The following is a 22,898-nucleotide window of genomic DNA, read 5'->3' on the forward strand; positions in this document are numbered from 1 at the left end:
GGTTGTTGAATAAGACGCTTAACGTCGGTGCCCTAAGGAGGTTGATCGCATGAAAACCCGTCATCCGCTGCTGAACCGGCAAGTTGAACTGGAGATTTCGGGCAAGTTCACGCCGCTGCGTGGCAAGCTGATTGAATTTGGCCAGGATATACTCGTTCTTCATAACGGTTCCCAGTTTCTATATATTCCGCTTATCCATCTGCAGCAGCTGCGTCTATCTATGAACGAAGAGGAAGATTATATCGTACCGGAGCTGCCTTTTGAGCCCTATAATGAACCAATCTCCTATCGTAAAATATTAATGAACGCCAAAGGCATGTTCTCTGAAATCTATATTACGGGCAATCAATCCATTCATGGTTATTTAACAACGGTAATGAATGATTTCTTCGTCTTCTACTCTCCTGTCTATCATTCCGTTATTATTTCCCTTCAGCACTTGAAGTATTTGATTCCTTATAGCCCGAACGTTACTCCCTATGCCTTAACGCCCGAACAGTTCCCGCTTAAGCCTTCTCCGCTTACTCTTGCCCGCACCTTCGATGCACAGCTCCGCAAGTTAGTTGGAGAGTTCGTCGTTCTTGACCTAGGCGAGAATTCCAACAAGATCGGTGTATTGAAGAGTGTCGATCAGAGCATGATTGAATTAGCGAATGCAAGCAGCTCATCTGTGTTCCTTCATTTTGACCATGTGAAGACTGTTCATCTCCCATAATGCTGCAAGCTGGAGCATTCCATTCCAATCCTTTCCTTAGAAGTAAGGAGAGGTTTTTTTTTCTATGTATGGATTGGTATTCATGCACATAATCGGCTTGCTGTCCGGTCATAATACGTAGGCAAATAGAATGGAAAGCTTAGGCTTCAGAGGTTAATCATGCTTAAGCTCGCTGAGGAGGACATAGTAAAATATGCTGCAACCGATAACGGCCAAGGAACTGGAATACATCGTGGATTCCATGTCTAATGAAGATCTGCTCTCTAAGCAATGCGCGGTAGTCGCTTCCGCTGCAAGCAATCCCACCTTGCGCAGCGTGTGCTCGCAGATGGTGCAGGTGCACCAACAGCACTATCAGACCTTAATGAATTCCTTACACCAGCACCAGCAGCTGGCTCCTAGCCAGCCGCAGAGTTAGAGGAGGATAACCCATGTATCAGCAGCAAGGACAATCCATCATGCCGGAGAAGGATATGGCTTATACGGTACTCGCAGACTTGAAGCGTGTCGTAAGAGAGTATGCGACAGCAGCAACCGAATCGAGTTGTCCGGACATTCGTCAGATGTTCAACAGCTTGACCCATAGCACGCTTCAGCTTCAAGGGCAGCTGTATCAAGCGATGCAATCCCAGCAGATGTACGATACGGCATCTCCAGCTCTCAAGCAGGAGATTACGAAGCAGATGAATCAATACCAGAAGACACAGCAAGAGACACAGCAGTTCTTAAGCCAGCGCTTAGGCCAACAAGGCGGACAAGCCCATCCTATGCATCAAGGGCAAGTCATGCCTCCAGCCTATCAGCAGCAACAGCAGCCGCTTCACCAGACTCCAACCCCTAACTACTATATGTAGCCATGTAGCCAATTTGAGCCTGTAGGGCGGTTAGCGCCTTGCAGGCTCTTTTTGTGTGGAACGCCAGCAATTCCTTTGCAGGAAGGAGGAATTCGTTGTAATATTAACTTTATAATAATGGAGCATGAGGCATATGGAAGGGGTAAGATCATGACGGAACTGCAATTGAGAGTGCTGGAGCTGCTGAAGGAAGATGCCAGACGGGACGCGGAGCTTATTGCCACGCTGCTGGACGCATCGGTCGAAGAGGTGCAGCAAGCGATCAAGGATATGGAGAACGATCATATCATTGTGAAGTATGCAACGGTTGTGAACTGGAGCAAGGTCGCGGATGAGAAGGTTACGGCGCTGATCGAGGTTCAGATTACACCGGAGCGCGGCCGCGGCTTCGAAGGGATTGCAGAGAGAATCTATCTCTATCCGGAAGTGAAGTCCGTCTACCTGATGTCTGGCGCTTATGATCTGCTCGTAGAGGTCGAAGGCAAGAATCTTAAGGAAGTGGCCTCATTCGTATCGAATAAGCTGTCTCCGATTGATGCGGTGCTGTCGACGAAGACCTTCTTCATATTGAAAAAATACAAGCAAGACGGCATCATCTTCGAGGAACATGAAGGCGATCAGCGTCTGATGATCTCGCCGTAAAGGGGAATGGCTATGATTAAGGAAGAGGAGAGACAGAAGTCTGAACAGCAGCAGTTAAGATCGATGAAGGACTACTTGTCACCGCTTGCCAGAGGGCTTAAGCCGTCAGGCATTAGACGATTCTTCGATCTCGTAAGCTCACGCAAGGATGTCATTACGCTTGGTGTCGGCGAGCCGGACTTCATCACACCTTGGCATGTAAGGGAAGCAGCCGTCTATGCTCTCGAGATTGGGAAGACGCAATACACCTCTAATGCGGGCATGCCTGAGCTTAGGGAAGCGATAGCAGAGTATCTGGACGGCAGCTTCGCGGTCAACTACAATCCTGCCGATGAAGTGCTGGTTACGGTCGGCGGCTCGGAAGCGATTGACCTCGCGCTTCGTGCACTGATTACGCCAGGGGATGAGATTCTCATACCGGAGCCTTGTTACATCTCTTATTCTCCCATTACGGCACTGAGCGGCGGAGTTGCAGTCGGTATAGAGACATTCGCCAAGGATCAATTCAAGCTGAAGGCAGAATCTCTGCGCGCGGCTATTACACCGAAGTCTAAGGTCCTTATTCTCTGTTATCCAAGCAATCCTACCGGCGGCATTATGAGCTATGAGGACTGGCTTCCCATTACCAAGCTCGTAGAGGAGCATAATCTCATCGTCATCTCAGATGAGATCTACGCGGAGCTAACCTATGGATCGAATCATGTCTCCTTCGCAGCCATGCCGGGCATGAAGGACCGAACGATTCTTGTGAGCGGGTTCTCCAAGGCGTTCGCGATGACCGGATGGCGAATGGGCTATGCTTGCGGTCACTCCGATATCCTGTCTGCGATGCTGAAGATACATCAATATACGGTCATGTGTGCACCAATCATGGGACAATATGCCGCGCTTGAAGCGCTCCGCAACGGAATGGAAGAGAAGGACCGGATGGTGGAAGCGTACAATCAGCGGCGCAGGCTGGTCGTGAAGGGCTTCCGTGATATCGGACTCGATTGTCATGAGCCGGAAGGCGCCTTCTATGCCTTCCCGTCCATTGCTTCAACGGGCCTTACTTCGGAGCAGTTCGCTGAGCGCTTGCTGGAAGAAGCGAACGTGGCTGCCGTTCCGGGCAATGTGTTCGGACTAGGCGGCGAAGGACATCTTCGCTGCTCGTATGCGACCTCCGTGTCTCAGCTCAGTGAAGCGATGGACCGGATCGGCAAGTTCGTCCACAAGGTGAAGCAAGGCTAACGAAGGATAGGGAAGGGTATGATAACCTCGCTCAGGCGGGGTTATTGTTTTTTATCATAACAGTTACAAGGGAACGATACATTATCTGCTGCATACTGCAGATCGAGGAGTGGATCAGGCATGAGATTATATACGAAGACGGGTGACCAAGGCCAGACATCCTTAATTGGCGGCCGCGTGAGCAAGGACGATGCTAGAGTGGAGGCTTACGGCACGATTGATGAGCTGAACTGCTTCGTAGGAGTTGCAGCTTCGGAGGCCGCTCGGCATGAGGAGTTGACCGAGCTTACGGAGCTGCTGCTGGACATTCAGCAGGAGCTGTTCGATTGCGGTTCAGATCTAGCGTATGCCAGACCGGATGCGCCGCTTAAGGTGACGGCAGAGCCGGCAGAGAGGCTGGAGGCAATCATTGACCGCTATATAGCGGAGGCTCCAGAGCTTACCCGGTTCATTCTGCCAGGAGGCAGCTTAGTGTCTTCACATCTCCATGTGTGCCGTACGGTCTGCCGACGTGCAGAGCGCCGTGTAGTGACTATGATGAATGAGCATGCCGTTAGTCCGGATGTTCTTACCTACTTGAACCGACTGTCGGACTTCTTCTTCGCTGCCGCTAGAGTGACCAATGCGAGGCAACAGGTCGCAGACACCGAATACGTTCGCAGTGCTGAAGTATTCCGTAAGAAGAAGACTGGCAAGGAAGGCTAGATTACGCCATGGAGCAATATTATAAGCCAATTACAATCGTCATTGATGAAGGAAGCAGCGGGATGACGGTGAGGACTGTGCTGGAGCGGAAGCTTGGGGTATCAAGGAAGCTGCTATCCCGCGTGAAGCAGACGGAGCAGGGCATTACACTGGGCGGCGAGCGGGTGTACACCTCTCATAAGGTGTCCGCCGGAGATGAGCTGACGATTCGCATGGAGCAGGAGATCTCGGATGATATCAAGCCGGAGAAGATGGACCTAGCAATCGTCTTCGAGGATGACGACCTGCTCATCGTGAATAAGCCTGCCGGGCTGATCGTCCATCCTACTCACGGTCACTATACCGGTACGTTAGCGAACGGGATCGTGCACTACTGGCAGGAGAAGGGCGAACGGGTTCGATTCCGGCCAGTTCACCGGCTTGATGAGGATACTTCAGGGCTTGTATGCATTGCCAAGAACCCCTACATCCATCAGCAGCTATCGGAGCAGCTGCAAGCTGGGCAGATTGACAAGTGGTATTGCGCCTACGTCTATCGCTCACCTTCACCGCTCTCCGGAACAGTGGATGCACCTATCGATAGGAACCCGGACGCTCCTCATGTACGTATGGTCAGGGAGGATGGTTACCCGTCCATCACACACTATACGACTACGGCTGTGTACGGCAAGGAAGGCGATGCTGCCGCATCTAAGGTTAGACTCAAGCTTGCGACCGGACGCACGCATCAGATCCGAGTACATATGCAGCATCTTGGCTGCCCGCTCATTGGAGACAAGATGTATGGGCCCGAGGCTCAGAGCGTTCATAGGCTGCATGGGCTTCAGGCTGTTCCTGCATGGGAGGAGACGGTATCCCGGCAAGCCCTTCATGCGGAGACGCTGGGTCTGACGCATCCGATGACGAAGGAGCGAATGGAATGGACAGCCAGCCTTCCTGAGGAGCTGATTAGACTGGAGCAGATATTAGAGACAACTTAGGAGGATTACGACCATGAATAAGACGAACAAGCCGCTGATTGTATATCAATATCCGAAGTGCAGCACCTGCAGAGCCGCAGTCAAGACACTAGGAGCCATGGGGCGGGAGCTGGATGTCAGACACATTGTCGAAGCTGCTCCTTCTGCTGAAGAGATGACTGAGATCGTGAAGAGCAGCGGGTTGCCGCTTAAGAAGTTTTTCAACACATCTGGGGATGTATACCGGTCACTTGGACTCAAGGACAAGCTGTCCTCCATGTCAGACGAAGAGCAGATCAAGCTGCTAGTGAGTGATGGGATGCTGATGAAGCGGCCGCTCGTTACAGATGGGGAGCAGGTTACTGTCGGCTACAAGGAAGAGGAATATGAGAGGGCGTGGCGCAAGTGACGAAGACGCCTGGGCATAAGGAATGGCGGTCCAGCCGGCTTGCTGAGCTGGGATCGCCCATCTTCGCTGAGGTTGCCGAGTGGAAGCAAGAAGCGATTGCATCGGGGCTGGACGTCATTGATCTGGGCATCGGAAGCCCGGATCAACCGCCCTCGCCAGAGGTTCGCCAAGCATTAAGCGAAGCGGCTCTTCGGACAGACAAGTATGCCTATCCTGGTTCAAGAGGGAGCAGTGCGTTCCGGCAGACAGCAGCGGAATGGATGGCCTTCCGATTCGGCGTTCAGGTGGACCCAGAGCTCGAGATGTTATCGCTGATGGGCTCGCAGGACGGTCTCGCCCATCTCGCTATGGCCATCTGCAATCCTGGAGATGTGGCGCTCATTCCTGATCCCGGCTACCCTATCTATGCCGCCTCTCTGGCCTTGGCCGGAGTGGAGCCGTACTTGCTGCCTCTCACGGAGGGCAATGGCTACCTCCCCGATCTAGCAGCTGTGCCGGATTCGGTATGGCAGCGGGCGAAGTTCTTGCTGCTCAACTATCCGAGCAATCCGTTGTCTGCCACAGCTGATCTGCCCTTCTTCCAGAGCGCGGTGAACCTGGCACGGGAGCATGGTGTGCTGATAGTGAGCGATCTAGCCTATTCCGAGATGAGCTTCGACGGATATGAGCCGCCAAGCATTCTAAGTGTGCCCGGAGCGGTTGATACGGCTGTGGAATTCCATTCCTTATCGAAGAGCTTCAACATGGCGGGCTGCCGAATCGGCTTCTTGGCCGGTAACCGAGCAGCAATTGCCTCCCTGCGTGAGCTTAAGGCATCCATCGACTTCGGCGTGTTCAACGCAGTTCAGGATGCTGGTGTCGTTGCTCTTAAGGAAGCGATGTCGAGCACTGAACGGCCGAAGGTTGGACGATTATACGAAGAGAGGCGTAATATCTTCGTAGAGGCGCTGAGGGCTGAGGGCTGGAACGTGCCGCTTCCGAAGGCGACGATGTTCATCTGGGCACCGCTGCCGCCACTGCAGAGCAAGGAGTCTCGTTCGTGGAGCTCCAGACAGATTGCCCGGGCAATACTCGCAGCAACTGGCGTTGTCGTCATTCCTGGCAGCGCCTTCGGAGCACTTGGTGAAGGATATGTCCGAATAGCTATGGTTGAAGAGGCTGAACGTCTGGTAGAGGCTGCTAAGCGAATTGGTCGTTGGATGAGAGCGCTGCATTAGATAGCAAGATGAGCGGGCTGAACTAGAGTAATGCATAATAGCAATATATAAGGACTCTGAAGTCTAGGGATAGATTGTTCGAAAAAGTTGCTCAATTATAATCGCATCGATGTTATAATTCATATAGCTGTCATCAGATTATTCGCAAGCAGGAGGCTGTTGGATCATGAAATACATCAGTACAAGAGGGAATGTCGAGGGCATAGGATTCATTGATGCCTTCATGATGGGTCTTGGCAATGATGGTGGACTGCTCGTACCGCAGGAGATACCTGTCGTATCCGAGGAGATGTTGAAGGAGTGGCAGGAGCTTAGCTATCAAGAGCTTGTCCTAGCTATCTTCTCTCTCTATACGAATGGGGAGATTCCTGAGGGAGATCTGAAGGATCTCGTCTACGCAAGCTATTCTACCTTCCGTCATCCGGAAGTAACACCTGTACGCAAGCTGAAGGACGACCTGTATCTGCTCGAGTTGTTCCATGGTCCGACCTTCGCCTTCAAGGATATCGCCCTGCAGTTCATGGGCCAGCTGTACAGCTATGTAGCGTCCAAGCAGAATCGGAAGATTAACATACTAGGGGCAACCTCAGGCGACACCGGTGCTTCAGCCATTGAAGGCGTGAAGGGCAAGGAAGGCATTAAGATCTGTATTCTTCACCCGCATGGCAAGGTAAGCAAGGTGCAGGAGCTTCAGATGACGACAGTTGCGGAAGACAATGTGCTTAACCTGTCTGTGGACGGCAACTTCGATGATTGCCAGCGCATGATTAAGGACCTGTTCGCGGATCTTGACTTCAAGTCGACGAACCATCTAGCAGCTATTAATTCGATTAACTTCGTTCGAATTATGGCTCAGACGGTCTACTATTTCTACGCTTACTTCCAATTGGTTAAGCAGGCAGATGGGAAGCAAGCGGAGTTGAAGCAAGTGAACTTCAGCGTGCCAACGGGCAACTTCGGTGATATATTCGCAGGTTACTTGGCTAAGCGTATGGGATTGCCAGTCGGCAAGCTTATTCTAGCTACGAATGAGAACAATATTCTCGAGCGCTTCATCCTAGAAGGGGTATACAAGCCTGGTGACTTCCGGATTACGTACAGCCCATCGATGGACATCCAGGTGGCGAGCAACTTCGAGCGTTACTTGTATTATGTGCTGGGTGAGGATGCTGGGCAGATTCGTGTGCTGATGGAACAGTTCAAGCAAGAGGGTCAGATTGTGCTGACAGGTGACGCGTTAAGCCGTATTCAGGCGGAGTTCGGCGCGCATGGCGTGCAAGGACAGGAGTGCTTGAATACGATTAAGGAGTATGATGAGTCTGCCGGGTATCTGCTTGATCCTCACTCCGCATGCGGGGTAGCGGCTGCAGACAAGTATGCACAACGGGACGAGATTACGGTATCGCTCGCTACAGCTCATCCGGCTAAGTTCAACGAAGCGATTGAGCTGTGCGGCATTGAGCAGTCATTCCCGGAGCAGATCGAAGCTCTGTTCGACAAGCCGCAGCGCCAGACACGGGCAGACGGCTCAATCGAAGGAATCGTTCGCGAGCTAACGGCCTTCTATAACGGGTAGGCTGCGCTAGGCGCTGCAAGGGCGGCTCCCTCAGCGAAGCGCCGGCCAGCTCGGAGCGAAATAGAGGTAAAAAGTACCTCTAATCGAGCCGAGTTGCTGGTTTGGAGCGAAATAGAGGTAAAAAGTACCTCTAATTGAGCCGAGTTGGTGGTTTGGAGAGAAATAGAGGTAAAAAGTACCTCTAATTGAGCCGAGTTGGTGGTTCGGAGAGAAATAGAGGTAAAAAGTACCTCTAATCGAGCCGAGTTGGTGGTTCGGAGCGAAATAGAGGTAAAAAGTACCTCTAATTGAGCCGAGTTGGTGGTTTGGAGAGAAATAGAGGTAAAAAGTACCTCTAATCGAGCCGAGTTGGTGGTTCGGAGCGAAATAGAGGTAAAAAGTACCTCTAATCGAGCCGAGTTGGTGGTTCGGAGTGAAATAGAGGAAGGTTAGTCAGGAGGGAGCGAGCCGGATGCATCGGCTTAGCTCCCTTTTATTGATACTTCACAGTTACTAGTGCTGGAATAATCTGCAACACACCCGCCGCCGATTCATTTTGACAAATTTAAGAGTTGGAGACTGTGAGAGGATCATGATACGATGAATATCTAAGAAATTTTTAGTGTGAGAGTGGAGTGATTGCTAGTGAGTGAACGCAATAACCGGGTATTGCTGGTAGACGGAATGGCGCTGCTGTTCCGAGCCTTCTACGCAACTTCCTATTCGGGCTATATTCGCAAGACAAGTCAAGGCTTGCCTACTAACGCGGTCTATGGATTTATTCAATATTTTTTCGATGCGGTTAATGTGTTCAAGCCAACCCATGTGATCTGCTGCTGGGATATGGGAAGCAGTACATTCCGAACCGAGAGCTACGCGCTCTACAAGCAGAATCGGGCAGAAGCTCCGCTGGAGCTCATTCCTCAGTTCGACCTGGTGAAGGATGTCGTAGCTTCCATGGGGATTCCGAACGTCGGTCTTGCCGGTTACGAAGCAGATGATTGCATCGGCACCTTGTCCCACAAGCATCAGAGTGAATCTGAAGTGTACATTCTAACCGGTGACCATGACATGCTGCAGCTCATTACCGAGCAAGTCAAGGTCGTCATCATGAACAAGGGACGGTCCAACTATACGGTGTATGATCTCGATACTCTGCTGGCAGCGAAGCAGCTGACCCCCTTGCAGATTATTGATCTGAAGGCGTTCATGGGAGATACGTCCGATAATTATCCCGGTGTCAAAGGAATCGGCGAGAAGACCGCGCAGAAGCTGCTTGCCGAGTATGGTTCGATAGAAGGCTGTCTAGACGCAATTGAACAGCTTCCGAAGAGTGTGCGCAGCAAGATTGAGGCGAATCTGGATATGCTGCATCTGTCTAGAGACCTAGCGCGAATTCGGCTGGATGTGCCAATTGCGTGTGAGCTTGATCATAGTCTGTGGAACCTGCAGCGTGAATTAGCAAGGAATAAGTTCAATGAACTTGAATTCGGCGGTCTTGCTAAGCTGCTAGGGGAAGAAGAGACTGTGCAGCTAGAAATGCAGCCGTCCGTGCGGTCAGCGGCGCACCCAGGAGCGCAGCCGCCGGAACAGCCAGGAATAAAGCCGCCCTTGCAGCCAGCCGCACAGTCAGCTGTGCAGCAGGAGGAGTCGTTCTGGCTGCCTATGGCGGAGATTGCTGCGTCGGAGGAATAAGGTCCGAGCTATAGCAAGCAATAACAAGCAATAGCAATAGCCTGTGCTCCCTAGGAGCGCAGGCTGTTCATTCAGATAGGAGATGGCGCTCATGAAGAAGCTATTGAACCAACCCTACTCAAGCTATGACATGGCTGCTAGACTAGTCGACTTGTACATACCAGACTCTAATCCATCGCGTACCGCTCTGTTCTTCATTCACGGAGGAGGCTGGAGCAAGGGGAGCAAGGAGCAGTTCCGCGAGGTTGCAGAGTGGTTCTGTGAGAGAGGCTACTTCTGCACCTCGATGAGCTACCACTTCAGCCAAGACCGCCTATATCCGGGGGCACTTGAGGATGCTAGATTAGCTTACTCCTATGTACAGGGCCTTGCCGAGCAATATGGCTTCGATCCAGCCCGGATGGTCGTGTTAGGCTCATCGGCTGGAGGCTACTTGGCTGCGATGCTGGCTATGCTGAAGTCGGATGATTCAAAAGGCTATACTGATGAGCTTCAGGATGGCTATATTCTCCCCCTAGCCGCAGCGCTATATTGTCCGGTCACAACGCTTAGAACGGGCTCAAGCTTCGTCACCGCCTTCATGGGCGGGTCAGCTGAAGAGCTTCCCGAGCGGTATAGAGGGGCATCCCCAATTGAAGCGGTTCAAGGCGGCGAGCCGCCCTTCCTTATCATTAATGGAGGTGAGGATTCAATTACCCCGCTGTCCCAGATTGAGGCGTTCAGTAACAAGCTGAAGGAAGCAGGCGGACACGCTGAGCTGAAGGTGCTTCCTGGTGTCGGACATGGCTTCTGTTATGGCATAGCGACGCCTGCGCAGCAGCAATCATGCGAGATGGTCCTGCAGTTCATTGCTCAACTGAACGAGGTATAACACAGCAACGGGAGCAGCAATAATTGCTTCCGCCCCTATTCATTCTATTCCAGCTCAGATGCTGAGCATTGCTTGCGATACTCGGATGGGGTAATCCCTATTATTTTGCGGAACATGCGGTGGAAGTGGGTTAATTGATTGTAGCCCACCTGATACGCGATGTTCTCAATTCGCTCATCGGTCTCCTTGAGCAGTCGAAGCGCCTCCTGCAGCCTTGTATCGTTGACGAATTCGATGAAGGACTTGCCGACGATCAGCTTGAACATCGTACTGAAGTAGGAAGGTGACATGGCGGCGACTGCAGCTGCATCCTGCAGCTTGATCTCTTGATGGTAATTCTCTCTCACATAGTCAACCGCCTGGTCGAAGTATCGGCGATTCGTCTGGGCACGATGCCCCTCTGCCTTATGATCAAGGAAGTCGGCATATTCACGACCCGCTATTACGAGCAGCTTCTGCATGCTCGCCTTCACAATCAACGTATAACCATCTGCCTGACGCTTCAGCTCCTCCAGCATCTCAGTAATTAAGACTTCGACGGCGGCTTGTCCCGAGTGGGAGAGATTAAGCTTCGGGAGCATTCGATCATTCATCGCTGCGAAGGGCTGGATGAAGGCGAAGTTAATGAAGCTGTCCATGTTGGTCAGGCCATGCAGGCTGTGATCGAGCAAGTGGGGCATGAAGTCCATATGGACGATCTGAATCTCAGCCTCCTCCAGCAGCTCAACCCGATGCACATAGCCAGGCGGAATAGAGAAGAGGTCACCCTTCACTAATGTAACTGTGCTGTCGCTCACATGGTGGAGGCAGGTGCCGCGAAGCACATAGCAGATCTGGAAGTATTCATGAGCATGAGGTTCATTGCTCCTCAGCTTAGCCTGATCCTTCACCTCAACCTTGAAGGGGAATTCATCCTTCATGAACTCCTGATAACGATAGTAAGTCAAGTTGAGTCATCTCCTCGAGAGGGCTTGGCGGCCTATAGTCCTATTGTATAGTTCATTATAGCAGGATTCGTTCATACGTGACTCGTGCTCAAAGAGCCTGCCTCGCTGAATTTCTTCAGAGGCAGGCTCTTGCTCATGCGATCAATTACTACTTCATACCTACAGCAGACTTCTCATATAAGCGATGTATGCAGGCAGCGACACCTCTGGCTCTTCCAGATTATCAGGGAACCACTTCTTCTCGTATTCCAGGGACAACCAGCCGTCATAGCCTCCCTGCTTCATGAATTGCACAATAGCTGACACCGGAACACTCCCCTCTCCAATCAGAGTGAGCTGCTTGCTGCCTTGATCATCGATGCGAGCATCCTTCACATGGGTGTGCTTAATATAGGGGGATAGCTCTCTGTACGTTACCGCAGGGTCCTCCCCATGCGTGAAGGGATGCTCGAAGTCCCACAGCAAGCCAATTGAGGAGCTGCTCGTCAAGCTCAATATCTCCTGGATGACGCTATAATTGCTAATGTCCCCATGCGTCTCCAATAATACAGTGACCCCAGTTCCTTCAGCATATTGGCCAAGTTCGGTCAACCCAGCGGCGATCCGCCTTATAGTAGCGGCTGCTTCAGCGGGATCAGGAATAGCATCCCCGAATACACGAATATAAGGAACACCGAGCTTGCCAGCCAGGTCGATATAGGCCCTTCCCTCTGCAATAGCTGCATCATAGCGATCGGCATCGTGGAAGGCGGACGAAGTATCCAGGCAGCAGAGCTCCAGCTTCATCTGTCGAAGCTGCTGTATCGTACCCTCTATATGCTCAGGCAGGAAGGGCCGCGCCCGCGGCAGGAACATCTCACCCTCCACGCCCCTCAGCTCAATACCGTCATAGCCCATAGCTGCCGCCTGCTGGAGCGTCGTATCCCAATCCCAATTCGGACAAGCCAGTGTTTGAAAAGCAATCTTCATCTTCGTTCTCTCCCATCTCACTCGTTGTAAGCGTTTATGCCAACAAGCTTACCAACGGATAAGCTTGTTTCCCATCCATTATTTTTGGAACTATAGGCTCTATTTTTGGAAGAGAGCCAAGGTACGCAAAGATCATTAAATAGTCACTAATGATCAAAAAATAGTGCCTTGGGAATGACCGGAAGGACAAGTACAATCTAGATATGAATAATTATCAAAAGCTGAGGGGATGAGCTGAAGTGAGTGAGCAGCGCAAAATTAAAATTGGATTAATCGGACTTGGGGCCATTGGAGCGGGAACCTATATCCCTATTCTGAAGGATGCAGCGGGCGTGGAGGTCGTTGGGGTATGTGATGAAGTGAAGGAGAAGGCAGATACTCATGCGGCCGCTCTAGGTACAACCGCGTATTATCATTATAATGAATTACTGGATGGGTCCGGTCTGGAGGCGGTCATCATTGGCGTACCTCATTATGACCATCCGGCCATGGCCATCGAGGCGTTCGAGAGGGGAATTCATGTGCTGTGCGAGAAGCCGGTGGCCGTGCATGTCAATGATGCCATCGCGATGAATACCGCCTATGAGAAGGCTCGTGCCATCTATCCGGGCTTAATCTTCGGTCTTATGTTCCAAGAGAGAACACTCCCGTTCCATCGTAAGCTGAAGGAGATTGTCGAAGGAGGATCACTAGGCAAGCTAGTTCGAGCAACCTGGGTCAATACGAAGTGGTTCCGTTCACAGCTCTATTATGACAGTGGAGATTGGCGTGCGACGTGGGCAGGGGAGGGTGGCGGCATCCTGACGAATCAGTGTCCGCACAATATGGACCTGTATCAATGGCTGTTCGGAATGCCTGATCAGATAACGGGCTTCGCAAGCATCGGCAAGTACCATCACATTGAGGTGGAGGATGAAGTGACGGCGTACTTCCACCACAAGAACGGCATGATTGGCCACTTCATCGCTACGACGGCGGAGACGCCGGGCACGAATCGGATGGAGATTGTAGGTGAGCACGGCAAGCTCGTGTTCGAGAATAATAGCATTCAACTGCATCGTAACGCAGAGTCCATGCTGTCCTTCATTCATACCTCTCCTACAAAGTTCGGCAATGTAGAGTGTACGCTTGAAGAGATTGCCGTTGACACAGAAGCTCCGCATAATCATCCTTATGTATTCAATCAGTTCATTGAAGCTATTCATAGCGGAGAGGAGCATCTGGTGGCCCATGGCCTTGAGGGGATTAACGGACTGACTCTGGCGAATGCCATCATGCACTCCTCCTTCACGAAGAAGACCGTAGAGCTCCCGCTGGACGGAGACGCCTACGAGCAGGAGCTCCGTGAACGGATTAAGCAATCCAAGTATGTGAAGAACAAGACGGTGCAAGTGGAAGAGGATATGTCGAGTTCATTCAGTTAACGGTAACAGATGAGATGGAGCTGTCCATGGGGTGTGACCACACCTTATGGGCAGTTTTTATTTGTCCACCTGATGCAGGCAGACGATATTGAACAATTCACCATATATTCAGATCAATCATCCATTTACGAGAGATTCTATAAGGATATAATTAGGTGTAAGGGAAGATCAATTCTCCATATTCTGCAGAATAAGTGAGGGGATTATATGAATCAGGAATTCATGAACCGGTTCATCCCTAGAATTAACGGCATCTTCCTGCGAGATGAGCAGTTCTGGAACTGGAATGGTCATGAGGTGATTAGAGAGGTTACCCAGCTGTGCAATATAGGGTATGTCCTAAGCGGGGAAGGGACGATGGAGTTGAATGACACAAGCTATCCGCTGCGGAGTGGCTGCTGCTATCAATTCTCCCCTGCGGGCGTTCGTCTCCGGATGACGAGCAACCCCGCATCGCCTCTCGTCTATATGGCTATTCACTTCGACTATAAGCTGGCCACTTGGGAAGGAAGCTCGCTCTTCACCTCTGAGCCTCATGCCTCCATTCCGCTGCCGCACTGGCTAGAGCTGGACAATACGGCAAGGGCGGAGGAGCTGTTCCGCGGTCTCTATCAGATGTGGAATGAGCAGCAGCAAGGGTATGAGTGGCGTGCCAGACTTGGCCTCATTGCGCTGCTTGGCGAATTGGAGGAGCTGCAAGGGCGGCCTTCCCTATCTGAACGGCAGCTGGAGGAAGCTATTCGCGGTGCGATGCTGCATGTTCATCAGCACTATCGGAATCCAGCTCATCGTGAGGATATGGCGCGTCAGTGCTCGGTGTCGCTCAGCTACTTCTCTACCCTGTTCAAGCAGTATACAGGCTATAGCTATCTGCAATACATTCATAAGATTCGGCTGGAGAAGGCGAAGACGATGCTCCTCAGCAGCAGCTTGCCCATATCAGCTATTGCTGCGGAGGTTGGATACGAGGATCCGTTATACTTCTCCAAGCTATTCTCGCGTGAGGCTGGACTGTCTCCTCGGGAATATCGCAAGGAATAGCTTCATCACATCATAACAGGCAAGCAGATCATCGTTGAGAGGGTGAGAGGAACAGACATGACCAATAACCTAAGCCATTATCCCGTCGTTGTCATTGGAGCTACCTATACCGGATTAGGTCTGGCTAGTGCAGATCCAGAGCGGGTGCTAGTCATTGAACGTTCAGCCAGCATCGGCTACGAATATACAGCAGCATACCAGGCCAGACCGCTCAATGCTGATGCGAATTGGAGTGAGCCAGCCCAGCAATTAATCGCTTCATTCCGAGAGAGAGATACGATAAGTCCGGATGGACGCCTGCATCTGCCGGGAATGTCTCCCATTACCTTCAAGTGGGCGAAGGAGAGAGCGCTTCACCTGAACTTAATGACGGAGGTACTGGCCATTACACCGCAGTCAGGCGGGTTCAAGCTGGTCATCTATAACGCATCAGGCAGACAGGAGCTTACGGCTGAACAGGTCATTGATACGACGTCTACCTGCAGCAGCCGGCCCAGCTATGCTAAGGATTCAGGCTGCATAAGAGCGAAGTGGCTGCATGCCATGCTTCACCCGGGCAGCAGTGAAGCTCCCATTCCTGAGCTTGGTCAGGAGGATGCCAGCAGCATCATTAGGGGAAGGTTCGACAACGAGATGATATACAGATGTCAGCTTGAACTTCATGACAGCTGGCCTGCCGCTCGACAGAAGCTGTACGAAGCTTGGTCACAGCGCTCTGAGCAGTGGAGGGATTGGGGAATAGTCGCTATGGCCGATACATTCGTCTATGAAGTCGAACCAGGAAGATATCAGCTGGAGGATGGCTTGGTGTGGGTCCCGTCCTGTGGATATGATAATCTGCTGACGGCATTCGATACAGGGATTCGATATGGAGAGGAGCTGAAGCAGCATGCCATCCGCTAATCAATATGATGTCATCGTCGCAGGACTTGGAACAGCCGGAGCGATCGCAGCTATTATGGCAGCACGCAAGGGAATGCGTGTACTGGGCATTGACCGCATGCATGGGCTTGGTGGAACAGGGACGCTCGGAGGCGTGCTTGGGTATTATTTTGGCCAGAGGGGCGGATTGTTCGAAGAGGTAGACGATGAAGTGAAGCGCATGTTAGGGGAAGAGCACTTCCTGCCATGTACTTGGCTGCACGGAGACGTGAAGATGATGGTGCTTGAGAAGTATGCTCTGGAGACTGGTGTGGAGCTCGCGCTGGAGAGTACCGTCTTCGAAGTGTTGAGGGAAGGATCTCAAGTGGAAGGGATTCGCTATATTGGGCCAGATGGCATTCATACCGCGTATGCTAAGCTGGTCATTGATTGCACTGGTGATGCTGAGGTTAGCGTGATGGCAGGCAGCGCAGTAGAGAGAGGGCGGGCATCGGATGGGCAAGCGCAGCCGTTCTCCAATGTGGCGCTGACGCTGAAGGGTGGACGTGTCGAGTTCACTTATACCGACTGCGGCTATATCCAGCAAGAGAGCGGAGCGGATTACACAAGAGCAGTCGTTGACTCCTCTCTGATGCCCTTCCATCTGTGGGATACTTATACGGACCAGCCAAGACTGCTTAAGACGGCTCCGCTGCTCGGCATACGGGAAGGAAGATTCGTTCAGGGCGAAGAGAAGGTGACCTTCTCCAGTTATCTGAACGACGAATATACGAACCGGCCGTTATTCTACGCCTACTCGAACCTTGATAATCATAGCAAGGATGTTGCCTTCGAGAGCAGACTGCAGATTGAATGGTCGGTAGCGGCTAGTCTGTGGGGACTTAACTTCGCTGTCCCCATTCCAGCAGGTGCGCTCATTCCGAAGGGAGTAGATGGTCTGCTAGTTGCAGGCCGATGCTTATCCATTGATCATGATATGTCCCCTTGTGTTCGGATGAAGCGGGATATGCAGAAGTCCGGAGAGGCTGCGGGGCTGCTGGCTGCGGAGTCTATCCTTAGAGGTATTCATCCGCGTGAAGTGCCTTATGAAGTGCTGGAGCAGCAGCTGACCGAGAGCGGCTGTCTGGACCGCAACATCGCACAGTTCAAGGAAGCGGTCGGCCATGATGACAGCAAGAATACACCGAAGCAGTGGCTCACACATGCAGCTGAGATTAGGGCAGGGCTCAGTGGCGACAAGCCGGGGATTGCTATCTGGTCGGCGAGGAGGCTGGCAGCGCGGACTGAAGGCAATGGGCAGTCCGAGAGCATGTTGAACCGGTTGAAGGAGTGGGTGAATCAGCAGGAGGATGAACAGCTTAGACGCAATAGTGCCTTAGCGCTGGGGCTAGCGGGCAGCGAGGCTGCACTGCCGGTTCTGCGGCAGATGGTTCGAGAGCGGGATCCTTATATGCCGCGCACTTCGCGCAAGTACAACTCGGTCAGAGGATACGCGGCCTTGTACCTCCTGGGCAGCTTGAAGGACAAGGAGAGTGCAGCCATGATTATCGAGCTGCTGCAGGACCCGGCTTCCTTCGTGTTCGATTCGAAGGATGTGGAGTTCATCGCGAACAATGAGGAATATTACTTCCAATATGTATCAATGGGGGTTATCGCCCTTGAACAGATCGGCGATGCTCATCCGGACATTCGCCCTGTTATTACAGAGGGGCTGCGTCAATTGATAGGGCATCCTGAGTTCGAAGTGTCTGTTACGATGAAGGGCGGGAACAATCTCAAGTACTCCTTGACGGAGCGGGTTCAGAGCTATACGGGGCGTATATTGGAGGGCTGGGAGCATGAAGGGGCATGCGTCGTTAACTGACTAATTCGTTGATAAGGGACATCACTTATGTTATGATACCTGTACTTTAAGAAGAGGAGTTGAAAAGAATAATGTAATTTTTCTTGCTCAGTCGTAAAACAATAAAACGTACCTGTTTTATTTTTTATGGGCAAGAAGGTTACTATTCTTTTCTACTCAATGAATAGATTCCGTTCCAGCTTCAATAGGGAGCTGGATGAACTGTATTTATTTGAGCTGCGGGAAAGTAACTTTCTTGCAGCTCTTATTTGTGTACAGGGAGGACCTATCATGTCACTAATCAGTGTAAGCAATCTGACATTTGCCTATGAGGGCAGTTACGATAATATTTTCGAGAATGTCAGCTTTCAGATGGATACGGATTGGAAGCTCGGATTTACAGGAAGGAACGGCAGAGGGAAAACAACCTTTATGCAGCTGCTGCAAGGCAAACATGAATACAGCGGACATATTTTTGCTAATGTTACGTTTGATTATTTTCCGTATCACGTAGAGAACAAAGAGAATCACACCTTAGATGTCATCAGCAGCCTTCTTCCGGATCTGGTGCAGTGGGAATTGATGCGAGAGCTCTCTCTGCTTCAGGTGGCAGAGGATGTATTAGACCGTCCCTTCGCTTCTCTCTCCAATGGAGAGCAGACGAAGGTGCTGCTGGCCGCCTTGTTCCTGAAGGAAAATGCCTTCCTGTTGATCGATGAACCAACCAATCATCTCGACTTAGAGGCTAGAAAGCTGGTAAGCAGCTATCTGAGATCGAAGCGCGGGTTCATCCTCGTGTCGCATGACAGAGCATTCCTGGATCATTGTGTGGATCATATTCTATCTATCAACAAGACTAATATAGAGATTCAGCAAGGCAACTTCTCCAGCTGGTGGGAGAATAAGCATCGGCAGGACCAATATGAGCTGGCAGAGAATGAGAAGCTTAAGAAGGACATGAAGCGGCTCTCAGAGGCTGCCAGACGGACGGGCCGCTGGTCAGATGAAGTGGAGAGTACCAAGAACGGGACTAGGAATTCAGGCTCCAAGGTAGATAAGGGCTATATCGGTCACAAGGCTGCTAAAATGATGAAACGCTCGAAAGCCATTGAGCAGAGGCAGCAGACAGCAATGAGGGAGAAGTCCAAGCTTCTCAAAAATATCGAGAACAGCAGTCCCCTGGCCATCACTCAGTTAGACTATCATAAAAGCCACTTAGCGGAGCTGCATCATGTATCGATATACTACGGCGAGAAGATGGTGTGCAAGGATCTGAACATGACCATTGAGCGGGGCGATCGTATTGCCTTATCTGGACGCAACGGGTCTGGCAAATCAAGCCTCATGAAGCTGATCTGCGGTGAGGATATCCCTTACAAGGGAACCTTCATTAAGGATATCCAGCTGAGAATCTCCTATGTGCCCCAAGACACCTCCCATCTGCGAGGAGATTTATCCGACTATGCTGCGGAACAAGGCATTGATGAGAGCCTGTTCAAGGCTATACTAAGGAAACTTGATTTTTCCAGAACCCAATTGGATAAAGATATGTCCTCTTATAGCGGAGGGCAGAAGAAGAAGGTGCTCCTTGCCAAAAGTCTAAGTGAGAAAGCACATTTGCATGTATGGGATGAACCGCTTAATTTCATTGATATTATCTCTCGCATGCAGATTGAGGAGCTGCTGCTAGAGCATGAGCCAACCATCCTCTTCGTAGAGCATGACCGTGAATTCCGCACGAACATCGCTACCAAGATTATTGAACTGTAAGATAGAATGATTGTGTCATTCATTGAGGGACACCATAGAGGCTGCCATTCTGAACATCGAGGTTGACGTTCAGGCTGGCAACCTTGCTTCAAGCTGCTCGATTATTAAGACAATAGGAACGGCTTCATATACCCAATCGTATACTGAATGCCCTTCTGTCCGAGCTCGCCCTTCCACACCTGCGAGTGAGGCTCAATACTTAGACCGCCCTCATAGCCCGATCCATACAGGACGGCGATGAACGTTGGCCAATCCGTCTGATCAAGCCCGGCAGGGGGATCATCGAACCGCTTGCCGTCAATGATGACGGAGCCCTTGAGATGGACATGCAAGAAGCGGCTTCCCCAATCTCTTGCTTCCTTCAAGTAATCCTGACCGGCATAACGTGCATGCGAAGGATCATACTTGATGCCAAGCTTAGGCAGATGACCGTGAATGAGCGACCAGGCTTGATTGTCGACGACGAAGCTGTTCCAATGACAGTTATACGTTGCGATACGGACACCCTTCTGCTCCCCGTAAGCGATTAACAGGTTGAAAAAATGAATGGCGGAGGTTACGTTCTCATAATACGACCGTTCCTCCACATAATTGCAACCGCATACAAAAACCGGGCACTGCAGCTCCACGGCAGCATCAATTAATGCATAAGACATCTGAAGTTCCTCTTCAATAACCGTTCCATCCGCGGCGATCCGATCCGGCCCCCAACGGCCAATCGACCCTACAGCTACGCCAGTACGCTCGCTAGCCGCTCTGAGCTCCGGGATGCTGCTGAAGAATGGAGTTAGGTCATCGCTGACATTGCAGGTGAACTCTACGAACTGCAGACCTAGCTCCCGTGCTTCGTCGAAGCTCTCCGTCTGACGGGCGGCAATGATTCCAAGCTTCATAGTAATAAATAACCTCCTATGGGACGAGTCCCTATGGTATATTCTCAATAACTAGTAAACCATAGCTGAAGCTCAGCTGTATAGACAGCTCGGCAAATAGTGGAAATAACACAACAAACAAGTGTACTCTGCGGATCGTCTGTTCACTCTCCTTAATGCACAATGATTATAAGACATATGACTAAGGAGAGATGACAGATGTTGAACGGAGAGCAGCTGAAGCAGTATGAGGAGCAAGGATATATCGTATTCGAGAATCTGTTCAGCACAGAGGAGATTGATCAGGTAAGAGCTCGGATAGATGAGCTGGATAAGGAATCGGAGGAGCGGCTGAAGGCTTCAGGGGGGCACTCCTTCAACTCGCTGGCTAATCAGATCAACTTCACGTCGGGACTAAACTTCGCCCATCCAGAGATCCAGAAGTTCATTGCGGATGAGCGGTTCGTCGATATAACGACATCCATACTCGGCTCGGATATACGGCTGTACTGGGACCAATCGGTCTACAAGCGTCCGGAAGCGAGCAGGGACTTCCCTTGGCATCAGGACAATGGCTATGTGCCCACCGATCCGGTTCATTACTTGACCTGCTGGCTTGCCCTCGAGGACTCGACGATCGCGAACGGATGCATCTGGATTCAGCCTGGGACTCATCTGAAGGGGTATGTGGAGCATATTAAGACGGACATTGGCTGGATCTGCTACTATGGAGACATCGAAGGCATTCCTGTCGAGCTGAAGAAGGGGAGCATGGTCGCCTTCCACTCCTTGTTGTTCCATCGCAGCACGCCGAACAATAGCGATACGACCCGGAAGGGATATGTCATTCAATATTCGGTTGAAAATGCGAAAAACCCGCAGACGGGGCAGCTTTTCCGCAATGGGCCATTGATTGCTAAGGATGGCAAGCCAGCGTATACCGGCTTCGTAAGCCGAGAACAATGTGCAGCCGATGGGATAGCGTTAGCTGACAAGTAGAGGGGATGTAGTCATGGGAGTAACCTTGGACTGCTGTCTTCGTAATCTTCAGCAATTCCAATATGGGGAGCTGCTGGATAAGCTGGTGATGGACGGGTACTCGGTGAAGGCGTCCCCCTGCCTTAATCAGTGTATCGGCTGCAGGAAGCAGCATACGGCTGTCGTTGACGGATTGTGGACGGCATTCGATACAGAAGCAGCGATGGAACAATTCATAATAGACGTTGGTAAGAAGGGTGATCATGCGGAGGGATATGATGCATGCAGGCTCCCCGTTAAGGGATGACAGTTGGAGGGTCAAGACGTATGTCGCCAATGAAGCCGTCTATGATCAGATTAATCTGCAGAATGTTGTCTATACCAACTGGGTCTTCAGCTTCATAGCTGAAGGCCAAGTTGACGTATTGGATGGAAGTAAGGCCAGTCAAGCTTGTGCAGGCCAAGTGATGATCCATGCTCCTCATCTTCCGTTCGGCGAGCGAGCGAGTATCCCTGGCCGTCATCTATGGCTGCTTGCTGACATTCGGAACGGCATGGATGTCGAATTAATGAGGCTGTATCCAGTTGCTGAGGTTGTAACCTTAGCTGATGCTTCCAAGTATGAATATCTGTTCAGAGAGCTTGCTGCAGAGCTGAATTCGGGCAGGTCGGAGTTCGGTGAGATCAAGGTGACGGGCTTAGTCATGCAGCTTATGTTCGAGATTATGCGAAGCTGGGAGCTGGAGGGCCGAGTTCAGAGAAGCGAGACTGGCAAGCGAAGAGATATTCGTCTGGAACAGGTTATTGCTTACTTGAACTCCAGCCTGCATGAGAAGGTTACACGAGATCAACTGGCAGAGCTCGTTCATCTGAATGCGAATTATCTGGATCGAATCTTCGAGGAGACTTATGCCATGAAGCCGATGCAGCTGCTCAGAGAGCTGCGCATGAAGCGGGTGAAGCATGAGCTGGAGTATCATTCAGGGTCTCTGCAGGACATCGCGGAGAGATGCGGACTAGGCGATGCTTCTTACCTGACTCATCAGTTCATTAAGCGGTATGGAGTTAGCCCGGGCAAGTATCGGGAGCAAGCCAGGCTGGCTCGGCAATCCTATTACGAAGGAACTTAGTTAGTGCCTTAATCATTGACAGGGAGTGCAGGCGGGCCAGGATATTGTATCAATGGAGCTAGTCTATATAATGGACACATCTGATGGCGCAAGCTAGGTTGACGTTCCTCTTAGGCAGAGTATAATGGACGTTAACAGCCGTGGCGGAGCTAAGCTGACTGTTGCATGAGCACGTTTTTTTGCACAGGAA

At 51.3% G+C, this 22,898-nt stretch carries 22 protein-coding genes and 1 pseudogene; 20 read left to right on the top strand and 3 right to left on the bottom strand.

The window, feature by feature from the left end; genetic code table 11:
- Positions 1 to 49 precede the first annotated feature (49 nt).
- The 12 genes and pseudogenes from ACFO9Q_RS09405 (at position 50) to ACFO9Q_RS09460 (ending at position 10,852) form a co-directional block, all read left to right on the top strand.
- Positions 50 to 715, top strand: a complete 666-nt coding sequence (locus tag ACFO9Q_RS09405; RefSeq protein ID WP_379181120.1) for a DUF2642 domain-containing protein — start codon at positions 50 to 52, stop codon at positions 713 to 715.
- Between the two features lie 193 nt (positions 716 to 908).
- Positions 909 to 1,133 carry a hypothetical protein gene (locus tag ACFO9Q_RS09410; protein ID WP_379181122.1) on the top strand — a complete coding sequence of 75 codons (225 nt, stop codon included), beginning with the start codon at positions 909 to 911 and terminating at the stop codon, positions 1,131 to 1,133.
- 13 nt (positions 1,134 to 1,146) lie between these two features.
- Positions 1,147 to 1,569, top strand: a complete 423-nt coding sequence (locus tag ACFO9Q_RS09415) for a spore coat protein (protein WP_379181124.1) — start codon at positions 1,147 to 1,149, stop codon at positions 1,567 to 1,569.
- 150 nt (positions 1,570 to 1,719) lie between these two features.
- Positions 1,720 to 2,211 (top strand): Lrp/AsnC family transcriptional regulator, encoded by a 492-nt coding sequence (locus ACFO9Q_RS09420; protein WP_379181126.1) that lies wholly within the window; start codon positions 1,720 to 1,722, stop codon positions 2,209 to 2,211.
- A gap of 12 nt (positions 2,212 to 2,223) precedes the next feature.
- Positions 2,224 to 3,441, top strand: a complete 1,218-nt coding sequence (locus ACFO9Q_RS09425; RefSeq protein WP_379181128.1) for an aminotransferase class I/II-fold pyridoxal phosphate-dependent enzyme — start codon at positions 2,224 to 2,226, stop codon at positions 3,439 to 3,441.
- Positions 3,442 to 3,561: 120 nt separating this feature from the next.
- Positions 3,562 to 4,146 carry a cob(I)yrinic acid a,c-diamide adenosyltransferase gene (locus ACFO9Q_RS09430; protein ID WP_379181130.1) on the top strand — a complete coding sequence of 195 codons (585 nt, stop codon included), beginning with the start codon at positions 3,562 to 3,564 and terminating at the stop codon, positions 4,144 to 4,146.
- Between the two features lie 8 nt (positions 4,147 to 4,154).
- On the top strand, positions 4,155 to 5,126 hold the full coding sequence (locus ACFO9Q_RS09435) for an RluA family pseudouridine synthase (protein ID WP_379181132.1): 972 nt from the start codon (positions 4,155 to 4,157) through the stop codon (positions 5,124 to 5,126).
- 13 nt (positions 5,127 to 5,139) lie between these two features.
- The gene (locus ACFO9Q_RS09440) at positions 5,140 to 5,514 is read left to right on the top strand and encodes an arsenate reductase family protein (protein ID WP_379181134.1); all 375 of its coding nucleotides are present in this window, start codon (positions 5,140 to 5,142) and stop codon (positions 5,512 to 5,514) included.
- Positions 5,502 to 6,731, top strand: coding sequence for an aminotransferase class I/II-fold pyridoxal phosphate-dependent enzyme (locus ACFO9Q_RS09445; RefSeq protein WP_379181136.1), 1,230 nt, complete (start codon positions 5,502 to 5,504; stop codon positions 6,729 to 6,731). Before ACFO9Q_RS09440 ends, ACFO9Q_RS09445 begins: the two co-directional genes overlap by 13 nt.
- Before the next feature lie 166 nt (positions 6,732 to 6,897).
- Positions 6,898 to 8,307, top strand: a complete 1,410-nt coding sequence (gene thrC / locus ACFO9Q_RS09450) for a threonine synthase (RefSeq protein ID WP_379181138.1) — start codon at positions 6,898 to 6,900, stop codon at positions 8,305 to 8,307.
- A 624-nt stretch (positions 8,308 to 8,931) separates the two neighbouring features.
- Positions 8,932 to 9,804: pseudogene (locus tag ACFO9Q_RS09455) on the top strand (5'-3' exonuclease); the annotation flags it as partial.
- Positions 9,805 to 10,072: 268 nt separating this feature from the next.
- A complete protein-coding gene (locus tag ACFO9Q_RS09460; protein WP_379181140.1) occupies positions 10,073 to 10,852 on the top strand; it encodes an alpha/beta hydrolase in 780 nt (259 codons plus the stop codon).
- 44 nt (positions 10,853 to 10,896) lie between these two features.
- Here the strand turns inward: ACFO9Q_RS09460 and ACFO9Q_RS09465 are convergent, their stop codons facing one another.
- Positions 10,897 to 11,799 (bottom strand): AraC family transcriptional regulator, encoded by a 903-nt coding sequence (locus ACFO9Q_RS09465; RefSeq protein ID WP_379181142.1) that lies wholly within the window; start codon positions 11,797 to 11,799, stop codon positions 10,897 to 10,899.
- A gap of 159 nt (positions 11,800 to 11,958) precedes the next feature.
- Positions 11,959 to 12,768, bottom strand: a complete 810-nt coding sequence (locus tag ACFO9Q_RS09470; protein ID WP_379181143.1) for a sugar phosphate isomerase/epimerase family protein — start codon at positions 12,766 to 12,768, stop codon at positions 11,959 to 11,961.
- A 239-nt stretch (positions 12,769 to 13,007) separates the two neighbouring features.
- Here ACFO9Q_RS09470 and ACFO9Q_RS09475 point away from each other — a divergent pair, with 239 nt between their 5' ends.
- From ACFO9Q_RS09475 to abc-f, 5 genes are all read left to right on the top strand, one after another.
- Complete coding sequence (locus ACFO9Q_RS09475; protein WP_379181144.1) at positions 13,008 to 14,192, top strand: Gfo/Idh/MocA family protein; 1,185 nt, start codon at positions 13,008 to 13,010, stop codon at positions 14,190 to 14,192.
- A 207-nt stretch (positions 14,193 to 14,399) separates the two neighbouring features.
- Entirely contained in the window at positions 14,400 to 15,233 is an 834-nt protein-coding gene (locus ACFO9Q_RS09480) for a helix-turn-helix domain-containing protein (RefSeq protein WP_379181146.1), read from the top strand.
- A gap of 57 nt (positions 15,234 to 15,290) precedes the next feature.
- Positions 15,291 to 16,136: an FAD-dependent oxidoreductase gene (locus ACFO9Q_RS09485; RefSeq protein ID WP_379181148.1), complete on the top strand. Its 846-nt coding sequence runs from the start codon at positions 15,291 to 15,293 to the stop codon at positions 16,134 to 16,136.
- Positions 16,123 to 17,979: an FAD-dependent oxidoreductase gene (locus ACFO9Q_RS09490; protein ID WP_379181150.1), complete on the top strand. Its 1,857-nt coding sequence runs from the start codon at positions 16,123 to 16,125 to the stop codon at positions 17,977 to 17,979. Before ACFO9Q_RS09485 ends, ACFO9Q_RS09490 begins: the two co-directional genes overlap by 14 nt.
- Before the next feature lie 270 nt (positions 17,980 to 18,249).
- Positions 18,250 to 19,728: a ribosomal protection-like ABC-F family protein gene (gene abc-f, locus ACFO9Q_RS09495; RefSeq protein ID WP_379181152.1), complete on the top strand. Its 1,479-nt coding sequence runs from the start codon at positions 18,250 to 18,252 to the stop codon at positions 19,726 to 19,728.
- 104 nt (positions 19,729 to 19,832) lie between these two features.
- On the opposite strand, the gene ACFO9Q_RS09500 is transcribed toward abc-f, so the two are convergent.
- Complete coding sequence (locus ACFO9Q_RS09500) at positions 19,833 to 20,621, bottom strand: sugar phosphate isomerase/epimerase family protein (protein WP_379181154.1); 789 nt, start codon at positions 20,619 to 20,621, stop codon at positions 19,833 to 19,835.
- Between the two features lie 198 nt (positions 20,622 to 20,819).
- Between ACFO9Q_RS09500 and ACFO9Q_RS09505 the strand changes: the two genes are divergently transcribed.
- From ACFO9Q_RS09505 to ACFO9Q_RS09515, 3 genes are read left to right on the top strand one after another with little or no spacing between them, the layout of a single operon-like run.
- Entirely contained in the window at positions 20,820 to 21,599 is a 780-nt protein-coding gene (locus ACFO9Q_RS09505; RefSeq protein WP_379181156.1) for a phytanoyl-CoA dioxygenase family protein, read from the top strand.
- Positions 21,600 to 21,612: 13 nt separating this feature from the next.
- Positions 21,613 to 21,885 (top strand): hypothetical protein, encoded by a 273-nt coding sequence (locus ACFO9Q_RS09510; protein WP_379181158.1) that lies wholly within the window; start codon positions 21,613 to 21,615, stop codon positions 21,883 to 21,885.
- Entirely contained in the window at positions 21,842 to 22,708 is an 867-nt protein-coding gene (locus tag ACFO9Q_RS09515; protein WP_379181160.1) for a helix-turn-helix transcriptional regulator, read from the top strand. The genes ACFO9Q_RS09510 and ACFO9Q_RS09515 overlap by 44 nt, the downstream gene beginning before the upstream one ends.
- The last annotated feature ends 190 nt before the right edge of the window (positions 22,709 to 22,898 follow it).

Source organism: Paenibacillus sp. GCM10023252 (assembly GCF_042653305.1).
Taxonomy (GTDB): domain Bacteria; phylum Bacillota; class Bacilli; order Paenibacillales; family Paenibacillaceae; genus Pristimantibacillus.

What these genes read in the sequence shown, in the direction of transcription:
- ACFO9Q_RS09405 (WP_379181120.1), top strand. Translation starts at nt 50, where the DNA reads ATGAAAACCCGTCATCCGCTGCTGAACCGGCAAGTTGAACTGGAGATT.
- ACFO9Q_RS09410 (WP_379181122.1), top strand. Translation starts at nt 909, where the DNA reads ATGCTGCAACCGATAACGGCCAAGGAACTGGAATACATCGTGGATTCC.
- ACFO9Q_RS09415 (WP_379181124.1), top strand. Translation starts at nt 1,147, where the DNA reads ATGTATCAGCAGCAAGGACAATCCATCATGCCGGAGAAGGATATGGCT.
- ACFO9Q_RS09420 (WP_379181126.1), top strand. Translation starts at nt 1,720, where the DNA reads ATGACGGAACTGCAATTGAGAGTGCTGGAGCTGCTGAAGGAAGATGCC.
- ACFO9Q_RS09425 (WP_379181128.1), top strand. Translation starts at nt 2,224, where the DNA reads ATGATTAAGGAAGAGGAGAGACAGAAGTCTGAACAGCAGCAGTTAAGA.
- ACFO9Q_RS09430 (WP_379181130.1), top strand. Translation starts at nt 3,562, where the DNA reads ATGAGATTATATACGAAGACGGGTGACCAAGGCCAGACATCCTTAATT.
- ACFO9Q_RS09435 (WP_379181132.1), top strand. Translation starts at nt 4,155, where the DNA reads ATGGAGCAATATTATAAGCCAATTACAATCGTCATTGATGAAGGAAGC.
- ACFO9Q_RS09440 (WP_379181134.1), top strand. Translation starts at nt 5,140, where the DNA reads ATGAATAAGACGAACAAGCCGCTGATTGTATATCAATATCCGAAGTGC.
- thrC (WP_379181138.1), top strand. Translation starts at nt 6,898, where the DNA reads ATGAAATACATCAGTACAAGAGGGAATGTCGAGGGCATAGGATTCATT.
- ACFO9Q_RS09460 (WP_379181140.1), top strand. Translation starts at nt 10,073, where the DNA reads ATGAAGAAGCTATTGAACCAACCCTACTCAAGCTATGACATGGCTGCT.
- ACFO9Q_RS09470 (WP_379181143.1), bottom strand. Translation starts at nt 12,768, where the DNA reads ATGAAGATTGCTTTTCAAACACTGGCTTGTCCGAATTGGGATTGGGAT.
- ACFO9Q_RS09480 (WP_379181146.1), top strand. Translation starts at nt 14,400, where the DNA reads ATGAATCAGGAATTCATGAACCGGTTCATCCCTAGAATTAACGGCATC.
- ACFO9Q_RS09485 (WP_379181148.1), top strand. Translation starts at nt 15,291, where the DNA reads ATGACCAATAACCTAAGCCATTATCCCGTCGTTGTCATTGGAGCTACC.
- ACFO9Q_RS09490 (WP_379181150.1), top strand. Translation starts at nt 16,123, where the DNA reads ATGCCATCCGCTAATCAATATGATGTCATCGTCGCAGGACTTGGAACA.
- abc-f (WP_379181152.1), top strand. Translation starts at nt 18,250, where the DNA reads ATGTCACTAATCAGTGTAAGCAATCTGACATTTGCCTATGAGGGCAGT.
- ACFO9Q_RS09500 (WP_379181154.1), bottom strand. Translation starts at nt 20,621, where the DNA reads ATGAAGCTTGGAATCATTGCCGCCCGTCAGACGGAGAGCTTCGACGAA.
- ACFO9Q_RS09505 (WP_379181156.1), top strand. Translation starts at nt 20,820, where the DNA reads ATGTTGAACGGAGAGCAGCTGAAGCAGTATGAGGAGCAAGGATATATC.
- ACFO9Q_RS09510 (WP_379181158.1), top strand. Translation starts at nt 21,613, where the DNA reads ATGGGAGTAACCTTGGACTGCTGTCTTCGTAATCTTCAGCAATTCCAA.
- ACFO9Q_RS09515 (WP_379181160.1), top strand. Translation starts at nt 21,842, where the DNA reads ATGCGGAGGGATATGATGCATGCAGGCTCCCCGTTAAGGGATGACAGT.